The sequence below is a fragment of the Kosakonia oryzendophytica genome (assembly GCF_900094925.1).
Taxonomy (GTDB): domain Bacteria; phylum Pseudomonadota; class Gammaproteobacteria; order Enterobacterales; family Enterobacteriaceae; genus Kosakonia; species Kosakonia oryzendophytica.
This window is the reverse complement of the sequence record NZ_FMAY01000016.1, coordinates 75828-91762: the sequence shown is the minus strand read 5'-3', so window position 1 is coordinate 91762 and position 15935 is coordinate 75828. Positions and strand designations below refer to the sequence as shown.

13 protein-coding genes and 1 pseudogene are annotated in these 15935 nt (G+C 52.2%); 6 read left to right on the top strand and 8 right to left on the bottom strand.

The genetic code is table 11. The features are described from left to right. The first annotated feature begins 488 nt into the window (after positions 1 to 488). Both GA0061071_RS21170 and mdtD read left to right on the top strand, forming a co-directional pair. Positions 489 to 1193 (top strand): FadR/GntR family transcriptional regulator, encoded by a 705-nt coding sequence (locus GA0061071_RS21170; RefSeq protein WP_061499545.1) that lies wholly within the window; start codon positions 489 to 491, stop codon positions 1191 to 1193. Between the two features lie 11 nt (positions 1194 to 1204). Then, positions 1205 to 2623 (top strand): multidrug transporter subunit MdtD, encoded by a 1419-nt coding sequence (mdtD, locus tag GA0061071_RS21165; RefSeq protein ID WP_088236970.1) that lies wholly within the window; start codon positions 1205 to 1207, stop codon positions 2621 to 2623. On the opposite strand, the gene rbsR is transcribed toward mdtD, so the two are convergent. The 7 genes from rbsR to kup all read right to left on the bottom strand — a co-directional run bounded on the left by rbsR (position 2600) and on the right by kup (position 10530). Beyond that, positions 2600 to 3583, bottom strand: coding sequence for a ribose operon transcriptional repressor RbsR (rbsR, locus tag GA0061071_RS21160; RefSeq protein WP_167352676.1), 984 nt, complete (start codon positions 3581 to 3583; stop codon positions 2600 to 2602). The genes mdtD and rbsR overlap by 24 nt on opposite strands. A 12-nt stretch (positions 3584 to 3595) precedes the next feature. Then, positions 3596 to 4525: a ribokinase gene (gene rbsK, locus GA0061071_RS21155; RefSeq protein WP_061499551.1), complete on the bottom strand. Its 930-nt coding sequence runs from the start codon at positions 4523 to 4525 to the stop codon at positions 3596 to 3598. A 111-nt stretch (positions 4526 to 4636) separates the two neighbouring features. Continuing rightward, positions 4637 to 5527 carry a ribose ABC transporter substrate-binding protein RbsB gene (rbsB, locus tag GA0061071_RS21150; RefSeq protein WP_061499555.1) on the bottom strand — a complete coding sequence of 297 codons (891 nt, stop codon included), beginning with the start codon at positions 5525 to 5527 and terminating at the stop codon, positions 4637 to 4639. A gap of 26 nt (positions 5528 to 5553) precedes the next feature. Further along, positions 5554 to 6519 (bottom strand): ribose ABC transporter permease, encoded by a 966-nt coding sequence (gene rbsC / locus GA0061071_RS21145; protein WP_061499558.1) that lies wholly within the window; start codon positions 6517 to 6519, stop codon positions 5554 to 5556. 5 nt (positions 6520 to 6524) lie between these two features. Next, positions 6525 to 8030, bottom strand: a complete 1506-nt coding sequence (gene rbsA / locus GA0061071_RS21140; RefSeq protein WP_061499560.1) for a ribose ABC transporter ATP-binding protein RbsA — start codon at positions 8028 to 8030, stop codon at positions 6525 to 6527. Between the two features lie 7 nt (positions 8031 to 8037). Then, positions 8038 to 8457 carry a D-ribose pyranase gene (rbsD, locus tag GA0061071_RS21135; protein WP_061499562.1) on the bottom strand — a complete coding sequence of 140 codons (420 nt, stop codon included), beginning with the start codon at positions 8455 to 8457 and terminating at the stop codon, positions 8038 to 8040. Positions 8458 to 8661: 204 nt separating this feature from the next. Beyond that, a complete protein-coding gene (kup, locus tag GA0061071_RS21130) occupies positions 8662 to 10530 on the bottom strand; it encodes a low affinity potassium transporter Kup (protein ID WP_061499564.1) in 1869 nt (622 codons plus the stop codon). 222 nt (positions 10531 to 10752) lie between these two features. On the opposite strand from kup, the gene ravA reads away from it, so the two are divergent. Then, positions 10753 to 12249, top strand: a complete 1497-nt coding sequence (gene ravA, locus GA0061071_RS21125; RefSeq protein ID WP_061499567.1) for an ATPase RavA — start codon at positions 10753 to 10755, stop codon at positions 12247 to 12249. After that, positions 12243 to 13694: an ATPase RavA stimulator ViaA gene (viaA, locus tag GA0061071_RS21120; protein ID WP_088236968.1), complete on the top strand. Its 1452-nt coding sequence runs from the start codon at positions 12243 to 12245 to the stop codon at positions 13692 to 13694. The genes ravA and viaA overlap by 7 nt, the downstream gene beginning before the upstream one ends. On the opposite strand, the pseudogene asnA reads toward viaA, so the two are convergent. Beyond that, positions 13691 to 14683 (bottom strand): annotated as a pseudogene (gene asnA, locus GA0061071_RS21115) (aspartate--ammonia ligase). The gene viaA and the pseudogene asnA sit on opposite strands and share 4 nt — an antisense overlap. A gap of 150 nt (positions 14684 to 14833) precedes the next feature. Here asnA and asnC point away from each other — a divergent pair. Both asnC and mioC read left to right on the top strand, forming a co-directional pair. Beyond that, entirely contained in the window at positions 14834 to 15292 is a 459-nt protein-coding gene (gene asnC / locus GA0061071_RS21110; RefSeq protein ID WP_007369362.1) for a transcriptional regulator AsnC, read from the top strand. A 119-nt stretch (positions 15293 to 15411) separates the two neighbouring features. Further along, positions 15412 to 15861 (top strand): FMN-binding protein MioC, encoded by a 450-nt coding sequence (mioC, locus tag GA0061071_RS21105; RefSeq protein WP_088236967.1) that lies wholly within the window; start codon positions 15412 to 15414, stop codon positions 15859 to 15861. Positions 15862 to 15935 lie beyond the last annotated feature (74 nt).

Below are 15935 nucleotides of genomic sequence, written 5' to 3'. Positions count from 1 at the left end.
ATCTGAGCCATGATCAAACTCTTCAATTTAAAAGTTTGATGCTCATCGAATTAAACTTCGTAATGAATTACGTGTTCACTCGTGAGACTTGGTATTCATTTAGCGTCCGTGGACGTCAAGAATCCATGTCACTTTGAGTGCCCACACAGATTGTCTGATAAATTGTTAAAGAGCAGTGCCGCTGTGTTTTCGCTGCGGCGCGGGGTGTGCATATTACGCTTTCCCGCTGCGAAGTCAACTGAATATTTTCAGATTTCTTCACCTGACAGGCCGGTGTGTTTGCCGTTGTGCCGTGTCAGTGGTGGCGCATTATAGGGAGTTAATTCCGGCTGACAACCCCTAATTTAAAAAAAGTTATCAACCGCGTTTTTTTTCAACAAAGCGCGGCAAAAAGCGGCATGAATTGCTGATTTCGCTGTTTTTACCACCACTGACATATATCGAATGGCATACTAACAGGTGATAACGAGATAAAAGGAAGTGAGAAAATGTCTTTAAACGCACAACAACTTGCCGCACAGAAAAACATCTCATGGGTGCTGGCGGAGAAACTGGCGCGACAAATCCTGAAAGGCAAATATGCGCCAGGTGTTATTCTGCCTGGAGAGATGGAGCTGGGTGAGCAGTTTGGCGTAAGCCGCACCGCCATCAGGGAAGCAGTAAAGACATTAACAGCAAAAGGAATGGTTTTACCCCGTCCGCGTATTGGCACCCGTGTCATGCCACGCGGTAACTGGAACTTTCTGGATAAAGAATTATTGTCCTGGTGGATGAGCGAGGAGAATGTTGAAACCGTTATCCAACACTTTCTGGTAATGCGCAGCAGCCTGGAACCTCAGGCTTGCCTGCTGGCGGCAACTCTGGGCAGCGCGGAACAAAAAGCACATCTCAATACATTAATGGAAGAGATGGTGATTCTGAAAAAGGATTTTAACCGCGAACGCTGGATAGATGTGGATATGGCCTGGCATGAACATATTTACGCCATGAGTGAAAACCCCTTCCTTATATCGTTCTCCACGCTCTTTCATTCTATTTATCACACCTACTTTACTTCTATAACGCAAAACGAAGTGGTCAAGCTCGACCTTCATCAGGCGATTGTGAATGCCATCCAGGAAAGCGACGGTGAAAGCGCATTCCGGGCATGCCAGATATTACTGACCACGCCTTATGCCCCTACGGCGAAATAACGGGATATTGCATGACAGAGAAGAAAGCACGCAGTATGGCTGGTCTGCCGTGGATTGCGGCAATGGCTTTTTTTATGCAGGCGCTGGACGCCACCATTCTCAACACTGCTTTACCGGCCATCGCGCACAGCCTTGATCGTTCCCCTTTAGCCATGCAATCAGCCATTATTAGTTACACACTGACCGTGGCGATGCTCATCCCGATGAGCGGCTGGCTGGCAGACCGCTTCGGTACGCGGCGGATATTTATGCTAGCCGTGAGTCTGTTTACGCTAGGCTCTCTGGCTTGCGCGCTCTCCAACTCGCTCGCCATGCTGGTAATCTTTCGTGTGATTCAGGGCATCGGCGGAGCAATGATGATGCCGGTAGCCCGTCTGGCGCTGTTGCGCGCTTATCCGCGCAGTGAATTATTGCCAGTGCTTAACTTTGTCACTATGCCAGGCCTGGTCGGGCCGATTCTGGGCCCGGTGATGGGTGGCATTCTGGTGACGTGGGCAAGCTGGCACTGGATCTTTCTGATTAATATCCCCATTGGCCTTGCCGGACTGTTTTACGCACGCAAATATATGCCCAATTTCACCACCCCGCGACGTAGCTTCGACATGGGCGGTTTTTTCCTGTTTGGCTTAAGCCTCGTGCTCTTCTCAAGTGGGATGGAACTGTTTGGCGAAAAAGTGGTTGCCACCTGGATTGCACTCGCCATCATCCTGAGTGGTATTTTGTTACTGCTGGCCTATATCCGCCACGCTAAACGCCACCCGACCCCACTGATTTCACTGAATCTGTTTAGGACACATACTTTTTCCGTCGGCATTGCGGGCAATATTGCATCACGCCTGGGAACCGGCTGTGTTCCTTTTCTGATGCCGCTGATGTTGCAGGTTGGTTTTGGTTATCCGGCGCTGATCGCCGGTTGTATGATGGCACCTACCGCTCTGGGGTCGATTCTGGCGAAATCCATCGTCACGCAAATACTTCGCAGTCTGGGTTATCGCAAGACACTGGTTGGCATCACGCTTTTTATTGGTTTGATGATTGCACAGTTCTCGCTCCAGTCGCCGTCAATGGCAGTATGGATGCTGATTTTGCCGCTGTTCGTACTGGGAATGGCGATGTCCACGCAGTTCACAGCCATGAACACCATTACGCTGGCGGATTTAACGGATGACAACGCGAGCAGCGGCAATAGCGTGCTGGCGGTAACACAGCAACTGTCGATAAGCCTGGGCGTGGCAGTCAGTGCAGCGGTACTGCGTTTTTATGAAGGGTTTGATAGCGCCAATACAGTGGAACAGTTTCACTATACGTTTATTACGATGGGGGCGATTACACTGGTTTCCGCACTGGTATTTATGCTGCTGAAAGCGAAAGATGGGCGCAACCTGATAAAAGAGCGGAACAGGAAATCAGGCGGAACCGCGCGTCATTAAGATCGGCGTCAGCTGCAACCGTTGCTGTTGAAGATCAGGTTCTGCCATTCGGTGAATCAGTACATCAATCGCCAGCTCGCCCAGTTCATCTTTTGGCTGATGGATAGTGGTGAGCGGCGGCGTCATATAACGCGCCAGTTCAATATCATCATAACCCACGATAGCCATATCCTCCGGGATCTTCAGCCCCGCTTGATACAGCGCCTGATAAGCCCCTACGGCCATTGCATCATTCCCGATAAACACTGCCTGCGGACGCTCGTTCATCGCCAGTAACGACTTCATCGCGTCAAACCCGCCGCCGAACTCAAAATCACTTTCAATTTCATCGCCTTCGCGAATGGTCAGCCCGGCACGAATCATCGCTTCGCGATACCCTTCGAGACGCAAACGCGCCGGTGTTTTATCCAGCGGCCCGGTAATGCAGGCAATACGCGTATAGCCTTTATCAATCAGATACTGCGTCGCCATATCGCCGCCAAACAAGGAGTTATCCTGAATCAGATCGCTGTCGCCATCGAACGGCGCCCAGTCCATCATAACGGTGGGTATAGAAGGATAACGGTGCATGATCTCTTGCGAAGGCTGATGCGTTTCAGTACACAGCAAAAGTAACCCATCAACACGCTTTTGCATCAGCGTCTCCAGGTTACGATTCATCCGCTGCTCATCGCCTTCGGTGTTACACAGCACCAGGCTATAGCCACGCTCAAAACAGCTACGTTCAACGCCGCGCACCAGTTCTGAATAAAAGGGATTCGTACTGGCGGTAATCAGCATGCCGATAGTGCGTGTCTGATTGATCTTCAGACTGCGCGCAAGGGCGGAGGGCGCGTAGTTCAGCGTTTTGATCGCCGCGTCCACCTTTTCACGAATCGCATCACTGACAAAGCGATCGTTATTGATAACGTGGGAAACCGTAGAGGTGGAAACGCCCGCCAGGCGGGCAACATCCTTCATCGTGGCCACGCGTTACCCCTGCTGATGTAGAAAATCATCAATCTCGTTGCGCCAGGGCACAGACGGTTGCGCGCCTTTACGCGTAACGGCAATGGCTGCCGCTGCATGAGCAAAACGAATCGCCTCATCCAGCGGTTTAGCTTCCAGCAATGCGGTTAACAGTGCGCCATTAAACGTATCGCCTGCGGCAATGGTATCGACGGCTTTCACTTTGAAACCGGGTACACGCTTGCCTTCACCTTTCACGCTGGCCCACACGCCGCGGCTACCCAGCGTAATAATAACGGTATTGATACCTTTACCGTGCAACACTTGCGCGGCGCGAGCGGCATCGTCATCACTGGAAACGTTAATTCCCGTGAGTTTTTCCGCTTCAGTTTCATTAGGCGTAATGATGTCCACCAGCGCCAGCAACTCATCAGAGAGCTCACGTGCCGGTGCCGGGTTCAGCGCGACGAGCGTGCCATTCTGATGAGCAATACGGGCCGCAGCCAGCACGCTCTCTACCGGGGATTCCAACTGCATCAGCAGTGCAGAAGCATCCGCAATAAGCGTGCGTTGTGCATCGACTCTTTCTACGGAGAGCGCCGCATTCGCTCCCGCATGAATACCGATAACATTCTCACCTTCGCCATTAACGAAAATCAGCGCCACGCCGGTAGATTCACCAGCAACAACACTTACCGGAGCAACATCAATGTTGTCGCTTTCCAGCTGCTTACGTACCCGCGTACCGGTGTCATCATCACCAGTACAGGCAATAAACGCGATATCCGCACCGCTGCGTCCGGCGGCGACAGCCTGGTTTGCGCCTTTGCCGCCGAAAGCGACCTGATAGTGACTACCGGTGACGGTTTCGCCCGGCGTAGGGAAGGATTCAAGGTTAAGAATGTGATCGGCATTAATACTACCAAGGACGACGAGTTTGCCTGCGGTTTTCATGATGAACGAGTCCGTAAAGTGCGCCACCGGTGACGGTGGCGCGTGCCATGCTTTTCTTTTTTTTACGTTGTCCCACAAGCCGCAGCGTGTTGCTACGGCCAGAACGCCATATTACTGCTTGATGACCAGTTTCAGGTCAACCGGGTTTTTCGCGTAAACTTTTTCGCCTTTCAGGACCTTATCAGCGGTATCAACACCTTTCGCGCCAATCTGTTCTGGCAGCTGGGCGATAGTCGCTGACAATTTGCCATCATTTACCGCTTTCACACCGTCTGGTGTACCGTCAAAACCTACGACCATAACGTCGGATTTACCGGCAGTTTGCAGCGCACGCAGCGCGCCCAACGCCATTTCATCGTTCTGTGCGAACACAGCCTGCACGTCCGGATGCGCGGTCAGCAGGTTCTGCATGACGTTCAGACCTTTAGTACGATCAAAGTCTGCCGGCTGGCTGGCCAGCACGTTGAATTTATGCGCAGCTACCGCCTGCTGGAAACCTTCACCACGCTCACGTGCTGCAGAGGTACCGGCAATACCCGCCAGTTCGATGACTTTTGCGCCTTCGCCAGCTTTCTTGGCGATATAGTCACCGGCGATTTTGCCGCCCAGTACGTTATCGGAAGCAATATGGCTGACCACTTCACCACTGGAGGCCACACGGTCAAGGGTGATCACCGGGATTTTCGCCTGGTTAGCCATCTTCACGGCGTTACCCACCGCGTCGGAATCTGTTGGGTTGATCAGCAGCAGTTTGGTGCCACGTACGGTCAAATCCTGAACGTTAGCCAGCTCTTTAGCCGGGTTGTTCTGCGAGTCCAGAACCACCAGGTCATAACCCAGTTTGTCCGCTTCTTTCTGCGCACCATCCTTCAGCGAAACGAAGAACGGGTTGTTCAGCGTAGAAATAACCAGAGCAATAGAGTCTTTTGCCATCGCATTCGCACTTACGGTGGCGCTCAGTGCAACAGCAGAAACCAGAGTGGCCAGTTTTTTCATGTTCATTTTCATGAGTCCTGTTGTGTAGGTAATTACTGCTTTTTGTTGTCTACCAGTACCGCGAGCAGAATCACCACTGCTTTAACGATCATCTGGTAATAGGAGGAAACACTCAGCAAATTCAATCCATTATTGAGGAAGCCAAGGATCAGTGCGCCAATTAACGTCCCGACGATACGACCCTTACCGCCTGCAAGACTGGTCCCACCCAAAACAACCGCGGCGATAGCATCCAGCTCATAACCTGCTCCCGCAGTAGGTTGCGCCGAGGAAAGACGCGCCACTTCAATAATGCCCGCCAGAGAGGCCAACAGGCCACACAGCGAGTAAACGATAACTTTGACTTTATCTACGCTGATACCGGACAAACGCGTAGCGGCTTCGTTACCGCCTAAGGCATAGATATAACGACCCAGGCGGGTGTGATGCAACAGATACCATGCGGCAATAAAGACTATCGCCATGAGCCAGACCGGCGTAGGGATGCCGAAAGGACGACCAATACCGAACCAGCCAAACACATCGGCATTATCCGTAAAGCCGGTGTTGATCGGGCTACCGTTGGTGTAAACCAGCGTCACACCGCGCAACAGCAGCATCATCACCAGCGTGGCGATAAACGCCTGAACACGACCTTTAGCGACAATGGCGCCAGTCAGCGCGCCCACGGCAGCGCCAAGCGCCAGCGCACCAGCAACAGCCACCAGTGCATTCACTTCCATGCCCACCAGCGAAGCCGCGACAGCACCGGTTAGTGCCAACAGAGACCCCACGGACAGGTCGATTCCCGATGTCAGGATCACCAGCGTCATCCCGACGGCCATAATGGCGTTAACCGACGTCTGCTGCAGGATGTTCAACAGGTTGTTGACGGTAAAAAAGTTCGGGCTCATGGTCGAAACGATCGCAATCAGCACCAGCAGGGCAATTAACGATTTTTGTTCCATCAACCATGCTTTGGTGAAATAACGGCGACCAGAAACAGCCTGGGTAGTCATCTTTTTTACTCCTGATTCACACGATTAAGCTTGCCCACAGCGGCAGCCATCAATACTTCCTGAGTGGCCTGCTCGCGCGTGAATTCACCGCCGAGACGCCCTTCATGCATCACCATAATGCGATCGCTCATTCCCAGAACTTCCGGCATCTCCGAAGAGACAAGAATGATGCTCAGGCCATCGGCCTTAAACTGGTTAATTAACTGATAAATTTCTTTCTTCGCCCCGACGTCCACACCACGGGTCGGTTCGTCGAGGATCAACACTTTCGGGCGGGTCATCAGACCGCGTGCTATCGCCACTTTTTGCTGATTCCCGCCGGAGAGCAGCCCAATGGCCTGTTCCATCGAGGGCGTTTTCACATTAAACAGACGAATAAAATCATTTACCGCCTGCTGTTCATCTTTATGCTTCAGCGTGCCACCTGTGTGGCTGAAGTAGCGCAGCGCGGTGAGCGACATGTTCTCTTTAACCGACATGCCAAGCACCAGCCCGTCTCGCTTACGATCTTCAGAGATATACACAATGCCGTTTGCCAGCCCATCCTGCGGACTGCGGGTGATCACTTCATGCCCATCGAGTGTCACATAGCCGCTGGTGCGCGGCAGTGCGCCATACAGCACTTTCATCAGCTCAGTGCGACCGGCCCCCATCAGCCCGGCCACCCCAAGAATTTCACCTTTACGCAGGGTGAAGCTGACGTTGTCCACCCCCGGCCCACACAAACTATCGACGGTAAGACGTACTTCACCCGGCGCTTTATCCAGACGCGGGTACTGATCTTCCAGCTTACGGCCAACCATCATTTCGATCAGCGTATCTTCGGTCAGCGTTGCAACTTCGCGCTCGGCAATAAATTGCCCGTCACGGAAAACCGTCACGTCATCGCAAATCTCGAAGATCTCTTTCATTCGGTGGGAGATATAAACAATGCCACGCCCTTGCGCTTTCAGTTCGCGGATCACGCGAAACAGCGATTCGGTTTCGGTGTCGGTCAGGGCATCGGTCGGTTCATCCATAATGATGACCTGCGATTCGTAGCTCATCACTTTAGCGATTTCGACCATTTGCTGATCGCCGATGGATAGCTCGCCCACAAGACGGTTGCTCTTAAAGCGCAGATTCAGTTTCGCCAGCAGTTTGTCGGCGTCGGCAAACATCTTTTTCCAGTCGATTTTGCCAAAACGGTTCACAAACTCACGGCCAAGGAAAATGTTCTCGGCAATGGTCAACTGCGGGATCAGGTTCAGTTCCTGGTGAATGATACCAATGCCGGCTTCCTGGGAAGATTTAGGACCGGTGAAGGTGGTCTCTTTCCCCAGCCAAAGTAGCGAACCCGCATCTCGCGTGTAGATGCCGGTCAGTACTTTCATCATGGTGGATTTACCGGCGCCATTTTCCCCGACCAGCGCCATCACGCGGCCGGGGTAAACATTCAGCGCCGCGCCGGAGAGGGCTTTTACGCCGGGGAATGCTTTATCGATTCCCTTGAGTTGCAATAACGCGTCCATGAGGGCCTCAGAATGTGACGCCAGCACAGAGAATGATATTCGCAAACGGGGAACACTCCCCGCTGCGAATAACCGCATGACTGTCCGCGGTGTGTTTTTTGAACTGCTCGTGCGTAACGTACTGCACGGCTATGGTATTTCCCTGGTGTTGTTGCAGTTGCTCAATATGGCTGAGCAACGTTTCGTGGAGCTGCGGATTATATTGTTTAATTTCCGACGCTAAGATAGCGGCCTCAACCTGCATTTCCGTTGTCACCACTTCCAGCACTTGCATGAAGGAAGGAACGCCCTGTGTTAATGCCATATCCACACGTTGTGTGCTACGTGGCACCGGCAACCCGGCATCACACACCACCAGCGTATCGGTATGACCAAGACGAGAGATGACCGACGAAATGTCAGCGTTCAGTACACGACCTTTTTTCATATTTTATGCTCCACTAGCGAAACGTTTCGCTGAACGCAGTGTAGTATGAAGAATGCTCAGAAAACCATCCCGGCATTACAGAAGTGTGATCGATATCGAAACGTTTCGCTTGTGGAAATGATGAAAAAAACAGCTTTTCTTGCTTAAGCAAAATTTACAGCAATTAATAACAAAAACCCCTCATTGCGAGGGGTTTAATCAGGACTAAATTTCGACCTGGGTTCCCAGTTCTATCACCCTGTTAGGCGGGATCTCAAACTGATCGGGAGCGCGCAACGCATTTCGCTGCAACACCAGGTAAAGTTTACCGCGTAGCCGCAGATACCATGGACGTTTGCCGACGATCAGCGATTCATGCGACATAAAGAAAGAAGTTTCCATCATGCGGCAATTGAGGCCTTCCAGCCCGCAACGGTGAAACACTTCCTCCACGTTCGGCGTTTCACGCCAGCCGTAGCTGGCCACAACACGCCAGAAAGTTGGCGAGAGCTGCTCTATCTGCACGCGACGAACGTTATGCACATAAGGCGCATCTTCGGTACGCAGCGTCAGCAGGATGACACGCTCATGCAACACTTTGTTATGCTTAAGGTTATGTAGCATAGCGAATGGAATAACGTTCAGCGCACGGGACATATACACCGCAGTCCCGGGCACACGTACCGGCGGTGATTTCTCCAGCGATGCAATCATCGCTTCGAGAGAGTTACCGTGTTCATGCATGCGACGCAGTAAACGGAAACGCTCGCTTTTCCAGGTGGTCATCACCAGGAACATCACCAGACCCAGGCTTAACGGCAACCAGCCGCCGGAAACAATCTTATCGAGGTTTGCCGAAAACAGCGGTACATCAATACACAGGAACAACGTGAGGATCAGCGCAACAAATAGCTTATTCCAGTGCCAGTTATTTCGCGCCACCGTGGTAGAAAGGATCGATGTCAGCACCATTGTCCCGGTTACGGCAATACCATACGCCGCCGCAAGGTTACTGGAGTGTTCAAAACTGACAATCACCAGCACCACCGCAAAGTAGAGCAGCCAGTTTATAAAGGGGATATAGATCTGCCCGGACTCCATTTCCGAGGTATGGATAATACGCATCGGGGCAAGGTAACCCAAACGCACAGCCTGGCGGGTCAGTGAGAAGACACCTGAAATAACGGCTTGTGAGGCAATGACCGTCGCCAGGGTGGCAATGATCAGCATAGGAATAAGCGCCCATTCAGGTGCCAGTAAAAAGAACGGGTTTTTAATCGCTTCCGGCGTTTTCAGCAGCAATGCGCCCTGGCCAAAATAGTTCAGCGCCAGAGAGGGCAGCACCACAATAAACCACGCCACGCGAATCGGCAGTTTGCCAAAATGCCCCATATCCGCATACAGCGCTTCAACCCCGGTAATGGAAAGCACCACCGCACCCAGCGCAACAAACGAGATCGCTTTGTACTGAACGAAGAAATTGACCGCCCATACAGGGTTCAGTGCTTGCAACACTTCCGGATTAGACAAAATTCCACGCGCACCCAGCACCGCCAGAATTAAAAACCACGCCAGCATAATCGGTGCAAACAGCTTCCCCACAAGCCCGGTGCCATGTTTTTGGATCGCGAACAGTAAGGTTAAGACGACGATAGAGAGCGGAACAATCCATGAGTCGAGCGACGGCGCGACAATTTCCAGCCCTTCAATAGCCGACATAACAGAGATTGCGGGGGTGATGACCACTTCGCCATAGAAAAAGCTGCCGCCTATGAGCCCCATAATCACCAGTACGGAAGTCATTCTGGCAGACGTATTGCGCCCCGCCAGCGACATCAGCGTCAGGATCCCGCCCTCACCGGCGTTATCCGCCCGCATGACGAATGTCAGGTATTTTATGGAGACGACAAAAACCAGCAGCCAGAAAATCAGCGATAAGAAACCGAAAACGGCATCACGCTCAACGCCGAAACCGAACTGACCAGACAAACATTCACGAAGCGTATAAAGCGGGCTGGTACCAATATCACCGTAGACAACCCCAATAGCCGCGAGTGTTACCGCGGGTAACGATTGCTTATTATCAGTGCTCATAGACTAATCTTTTGTTGAAATGACAAATGTGTGCTTAGTCCCTTGGCCCACAAAAAGCGCACAGTATGCACGATTATTTGCGAAATCGTACCCCTAAATGCGGCCACGTTAATCTGGAGCAAAGAAAATAAAGCTGTTCTTCAGTCTATTACAAGCCCTTACAGGAACGTCTATACTCGCTTTTGCAAGCCGGATAACACGGCGAAAGGACGCAAATCTATTATGGCTCACTCGCATTTATTAGCTGAAAGAATTTCCCGCTTAAGCAGCGCGCTGGAGAAAGGCCTCTTTGAGCGTAGCCACGCCATTCGGCTATGCCTGCTGGCAGCCCTGAGTGGAGAGAGCGTATTTCTATTGGGCCCGCCAGGTATCGCCAAGAGTCTGATTGCCCGTCGTCTGAAATTCGCCTTTAAACATGCCCGCGCCTTCGAATATCTGATGACCCGCTTCTCTACGCCAGAGGAAGTTTTTGGCCCGCTCTCGATCCAGGCGCTAAAAGATGAAGGGCGCTATGAACGCTTAACCAGCGGCTATCTGCCGGAAGCTGAAATCGTTTTTCTGGATGAGATATGGAAAGCGGGTCCCGCCATTCTCAATACCTTGCTGACCGCAATTAATGAACGGCGTTTTCGCAACGGTGCCAGCGAAGAGAAAATCCCTATGCGTCTGCTGGTGGCGGCGTCTAACGAACTACCGGAGGCAGACAGCAGCCTCGAAGCGCTGTATGACCGTATGTTGATTCGTCTGTGGCTGGACAAGGTTCAGGAAAAGGGGAACTTCCGCTCGATGCTGATCAGTCAGCAGGATGAAAATGACAATCCGGTGGCGAAAGAGCTACAGATCACCGATGAAGAGTACCTCAACTGGCAGCACGAGATCGGGCAGGTCAAACTGCCGGACCATGTCTTTGAGCTGATTTATACGCTGCGCCAGCAGCTTGATGCTTTACCAAACGCACCTTATGTTTCCGATCGTCGATGGAAAAAGGCCATCCGACTGTTACAATCCAGCGCCTTTTTTAGCGGTCGTGACGCCGTTGCGCCAATAGATTTGATCCTGCTGAAGGACTGCCTGTGGCACGATGCGCAGAGTATGAATCTGCTGCAACAACAGTTAGATATTTTGATGACCGGGCACGCATGGCAGCAGCAAGCGATGCTGGCACAACTGAGCAGCATCGCTCAGCAGAATATGCGGCTTCAGCAACAGCAAAGCGATAAAACAGCGCTCAAAGTCAGCCGTCAGGGCGGTATGTTCAGCCGTCGACCGCATTATGACTTGCCGGAAGATCTGGACGACCCGGTACTGACCTTGTTGTTGCAAAAGCCGCTGAAACTGCACGATATGCAGGTTATTCATGTCACCATTGAACGCAATGCACTGGCGCAATGGCTGACAAAAGGCGGGGAGATCCGCGGTAAGCTCAACGGCATTGGTTTTGCGCAACCGCTTGATCTGGAAGTGGACACCAGCCTGCATCTGCTGATCCGCGACGTCAGTTTACAGGGATCGCGCCTCGCGCTGCCGGGTGCCACGCCGGAAAACGTTCCGGAAGAGATCAAACAACAGCTTGAAGCGCTGGATAACACCTGGCATCAGCAACACACCCGTTTTAGCGAACAGCAGAAATGCCTGTTTATCGCCAGCGACTGGTTAGGTCGCATTGAAGCCAGCTTGCAGGACGTCAGAGCGCAAATCCAACAGGCGCGTCAATGCTAACGCTGGATACCCTCAATGTCATGATGACCGTCAGCGAGGAGGCGATGATTGAAGAGCTCATCGTCGCCCTGCTGGCATCGCCGCAACTGGCGCTGTTTTTTGAAAAATTCCCTCGCCTGAAACAGGCCATCACTGACGATGTACCCCGCTGGCGTGAAGCGCTGAGAAAACACCTTAAAGAGACCGACGTTCCGCCAGAACTGGCAGAAGAAGTGTTGAGTTACCAACAAAACCAGCTCCTGTCGACATCGCAGTTTATTGTTCAGTTGCCGCAAATTCTCGCGTTACTGGATAAGCTCCATTCGCCATATGCCGCCCAGGCCAGACAGATGGTAGCGGATAACGCCCTCTTCACACCTGCGCTGCATACGCTGTTTTTACAGCGTTGGCGCCTGAGCCTTGTGGTGCAAACCACCACCTTTAATCAGCAATTGCTGGATGAGGAACGCGATCGGCTGCTCAGTGAAGTACAGGAACGTATGACCCTGAGCGGTCAGTTGGAGCCCGTGCTGATTGAAAATGAAAATGCGGCAGGCCGGTTATGGGATATGAGTGCAGGGCAGCTTAAACGCGGCGATTATCAGTTAATCATTAAATATGGTGAGTTTCTCAATCAGCAGCCGGAACTTCAGCATCTGGCCGAACAGCTTGGTCGCTCACGTGAAGCAAAATCCGTCCCCCGTAAAGATGCGCCAATGGAGACATTCCGTACACTGGTGCGTGAACCGGCAACGGTTCCGGAGCAAGTCGACGGGCTGCATCAAAGCGATGATATTTTGCGGCTGTTGCCGCCCGAACTGGCCACACTGGGGATCACTGAGCTGGAATATGAGTTTTATCGCCGGCTGGTGGAAAAACAGTTACTCACTTACCGGCTACACGGCGATGCATGGCGGGAAAAAGTGACCGAACGACCGGTTATTCATCAGGAATTCGATGAACAACCGCGCGGACCTTTTATCGTCTGTGTCGATACCTCAGGTTCAATGGGCGGTTTTAATGAACAGTGTGCAAAGGCATTTTGCCTGGCGTTGATGCGCGTCGCACTGGCCGATAAGCGGCGCTGCTACATTATGCTTTTCTCCAGTGAAGTGGTGCGCTACGAACTGACGAGCGCCGAAGGCCTGGAGCAGGCAATTCGTTTTCTCAGTCAGCGTTTTCGCGGCGGAACCGATTTGGCGAGCTGTTTCCGCGCCATTGTGGAACGCATGCAGGGCGGCGAATGGTACGACGCCGATGCGGTAGTGATCTCTGACTTTATCGCCCAGCGTTTGCCGGACGATGTGGTGAATAAAGTGAAGGAACTGCAACACGTTCATCAGCATCGCTTTCATGCGGTGGCGATGTCCGTGCATGGCAAACCCGGCATCATGCGCATCTTCGACCATATCTGGCGCTTCGATACCGGGATGCGTAGCCGCCTGCTGCGGCGCTGGCGGCGTTAAAGCAGACCGGAAACCTGCTTGCGGACGTGTTCCGGCCACACACCGCATTGAACCTGGCCAATGTGCGGCAACTGCAATAACAGCATCGTCAGTCGGGATTGACCAATACCGCCGCCAATGGTTTGTGGCATCTCTCCGCGCAACAGCGCCTGGTGCCACTCAAGCTGTAGCCTGTCTTCATCACCCGTCAGTTTAAGTTGACGTGTTAACGCATCCGCATCAACGCGAATGCCCATGGAAGAGAGTTCCAACGCATCTTCCAGTACCGGGTTCCAGACCAGAATATCGCCGTTCAGGCCGCTGAAGCCACCTTCTGCCACGGTACTCCAGTCATCATAATCCGGCGCGCGAACGTCATGGCGTTTACCGTCACTTAGCTTACCGCCGATGCCCATCAGAAATACCGCGCCCAGCTCTTTGGCGATGGCTCTTTCACGACCTTTGGCATCCAGATCCGGGAAACGGCTGCGCAGCGTTTCACTGTGCACAAAATGGATCTGTTCAGGCAGAAAGGGCACCAGACCAAATCGTTCACTGACTTCTGCTTCCGTGGCTTTGATCCCGGCCCAGATCGCTCGAACGGTCTCTTTTAAGGTCGAGGTATGGCGTTCACCGTCACCCAGCACTCGTTCCCAGTCCCACTGATCCACATAAACAGAGTGAATCGGAGAAAGGCGGTCTTCATCCGGACGCAGGGCTTTCATATGTGTGTATAGCCCCTCTCCGGCACTGAAGTCGTGTTGACCCAGCGTCTATCGTTTCCATTTCGCCAGAGAGTGCACGACTTCAAAGCGGGCCTCCGGCAATGTCTTCACATTGACCTGCACCGCTTTCTCGCTACCGGACAGATTATCCTGAGTACCATCCCCAACACGGCTGAGGATCGGCGCCTGCACTTCAATCAGGCCCAATTTTTCTTCAAGCTGGCGGGAAAAAAAGGATTTCACAAAGGCGATCTGGCGTTGTTTAGCGATGTAAGCGGTTTTCATTATTTAACTCCTGTGTCCTGTTGCTTTTAATTAAGCAACAAAATGACATCGCAACTCAATAATCATCAATTAAAAAGCCACCAGTGCTTTTGAATCGATAAAATCACAGGTTAAAATGGAAAGAATCACTATTCTTCATAAGAAAATCCTATGGAAAATTATCAGATCGACAATCTGGACCGCGGCATTCTCGACGCCTTAATGGCGAATGCGCGTACTGCTTACGCCGAACTGGCTAAACAATTTGGCGTAAGCCCCGGCACCATTCATGTTCGCGTAGAGAAAATGAAGCAGGCCGGGATCATCACCGGTGCGCGCATTGACGTCAGCCCGAAGCAACTGGGTTACGATGTGTGCTGCTTTATCGGCATCATTCTGAAGAGCGCAAAAGATTACCCTTCCGCGCTGGCAAAACTCGAAAGCCTGGAAGAGGTGACCGAGGCGTATTACACCACCGGCCATTACAGTATCTTTATAAAGGTGATGTGCCGATCAATCGATGCCCTCCAGCAAGTACTTATCAACAAGATCCAAACAATCGATGAAATTCAGTCCACCGAAACATTGATCTCCCTGCAAAACCCGATCATGCGTACCATCCGCCCTTAACCGGGCGTTTTCATCCCTGAGTAATACCCGTATTGTCCACAGGTAGATCCCAGCCCGTTCACAGCGTACAATGCACCTCTATTTGTCGCCGGATGGCGAATAAAACGGAGCGGGGCTTCATGGCAGACATCACGCTGATTAGCGGCAGTACGCTTGGCGGTGCGGAATATGTTGCAGAACATCTGGCGGAAAAGCTGGAAGATGCAGGTTTTAGCACTGAGACGTTACATGGCCCGCTACTAGAGGATCTTGCGCCGCAGGGGATATGGCTGGTGGTCAGTTCAACCCACGGTGCGGGCGATCTTCCAGAAAACCTGCAGCCGTTTTTGGATGATTTGAATGAACAGAAACCGGATCTTTCCCGGGTTCGCTTTGGCGCGATCGGTATTGGTAGCCGTGAATATGACACCTTCTGCCAGGCGATCGAAAAACTGGAAGCGTCTTTAAAGGCAAACGGCGCCAGACAGATCGGCGAAACACTGAAGATCAACATTCTGGATCACGATATTCCGGAAGATCCCGCAGAGGAATGGTTGGGATCCTGGAAAAATTTACTCAATAATGATTAAAGATCGTGCGATCAGATGTGGATAACTCTGCTTAAAAGGTCTTATTAACCGGTAGTTATCCAAAGAATAACGCG

Bases quoted from the DNA above. Each gene is read 5' to 3' on its own strand.
- GA0061071_RS21170 (WP_061499545.1), top strand. From the start codon at position 489: ATGTCTTTAAACGCACAACAACTTGCCGCACAGAAAAACATCTCATGG.
- mdtD (WP_088236970.1), top strand. From the start codon at position 1,205: ATGACAGAGAAGAAAGCACGCAGTATGGCTGGTCTGCCGTGGATTGCG.
- rbsR (WP_167352676.1), bottom strand. From the start codon at position 3,583: ATGAAGGATGTTGCCCGCCTGGCGGGCGTTTCCACCTCTACGGTTTCC.
- rbsK (WP_061499551.1), bottom strand. From the start codon at position 4,525: ATGAAAACCGCAGGCAAACTCGTCGTCCTTGGTAGTATTAATGCCGAT.
- rbsB (WP_061499555.1), bottom strand. From the start codon at position 5,527: ATGAACATGAAAAAACTGGCCACTCTGGTTTCTGCTGTTGCACTGAGC.
- rbsC (WP_061499558.1), bottom strand. From the start codon at position 6,519: ATGACTACCCAGGCTGTTTCTGGTCGCCGTTATTTCACCAAAGCATGG.
- rbsA (WP_061499560.1), bottom strand. From the start codon at position 8,030: ATGGACGCGTTATTGCAACTCAAGGGAATCGATAAAGCATTCCCCGGC.
- rbsD (WP_061499562.1), bottom strand. From the start codon at position 8,457: ATGAAAAAAGGTCGTGTACTGAACGCTGACATTTCGTCGGTCATCTCT.
- kup (WP_061499564.1), bottom strand. From the start codon at position 10,530: ATGAGCACTGATAATAAGCAATCGTTACCCGCGGTAACACTCGCGGCT.
- ravA (WP_061499567.1), top strand. From the start codon at position 10,753: ATGGCTCACTCGCATTTATTAGCTGAAAGAATTTCCCGCTTAAGCAGC.
- viaA (WP_088236968.1), top strand. From the start codon at position 12,243: ATGCTAACGCTGGATACCCTCAATGTCATGATGACCGTCAGCGAGGAG.
- asnC (WP_007369362.1), top strand. From the start codon at position 14,834: ATGGAAAATTATCAGATCGACAATCTGGACCGCGGCATTCTCGACGCC.
- mioC (WP_088236967.1), top strand. From the start codon at position 15,412: ATGGCAGACATCACGCTGATTAGCGGCAGTACGCTTGGCGGTGCGGAA.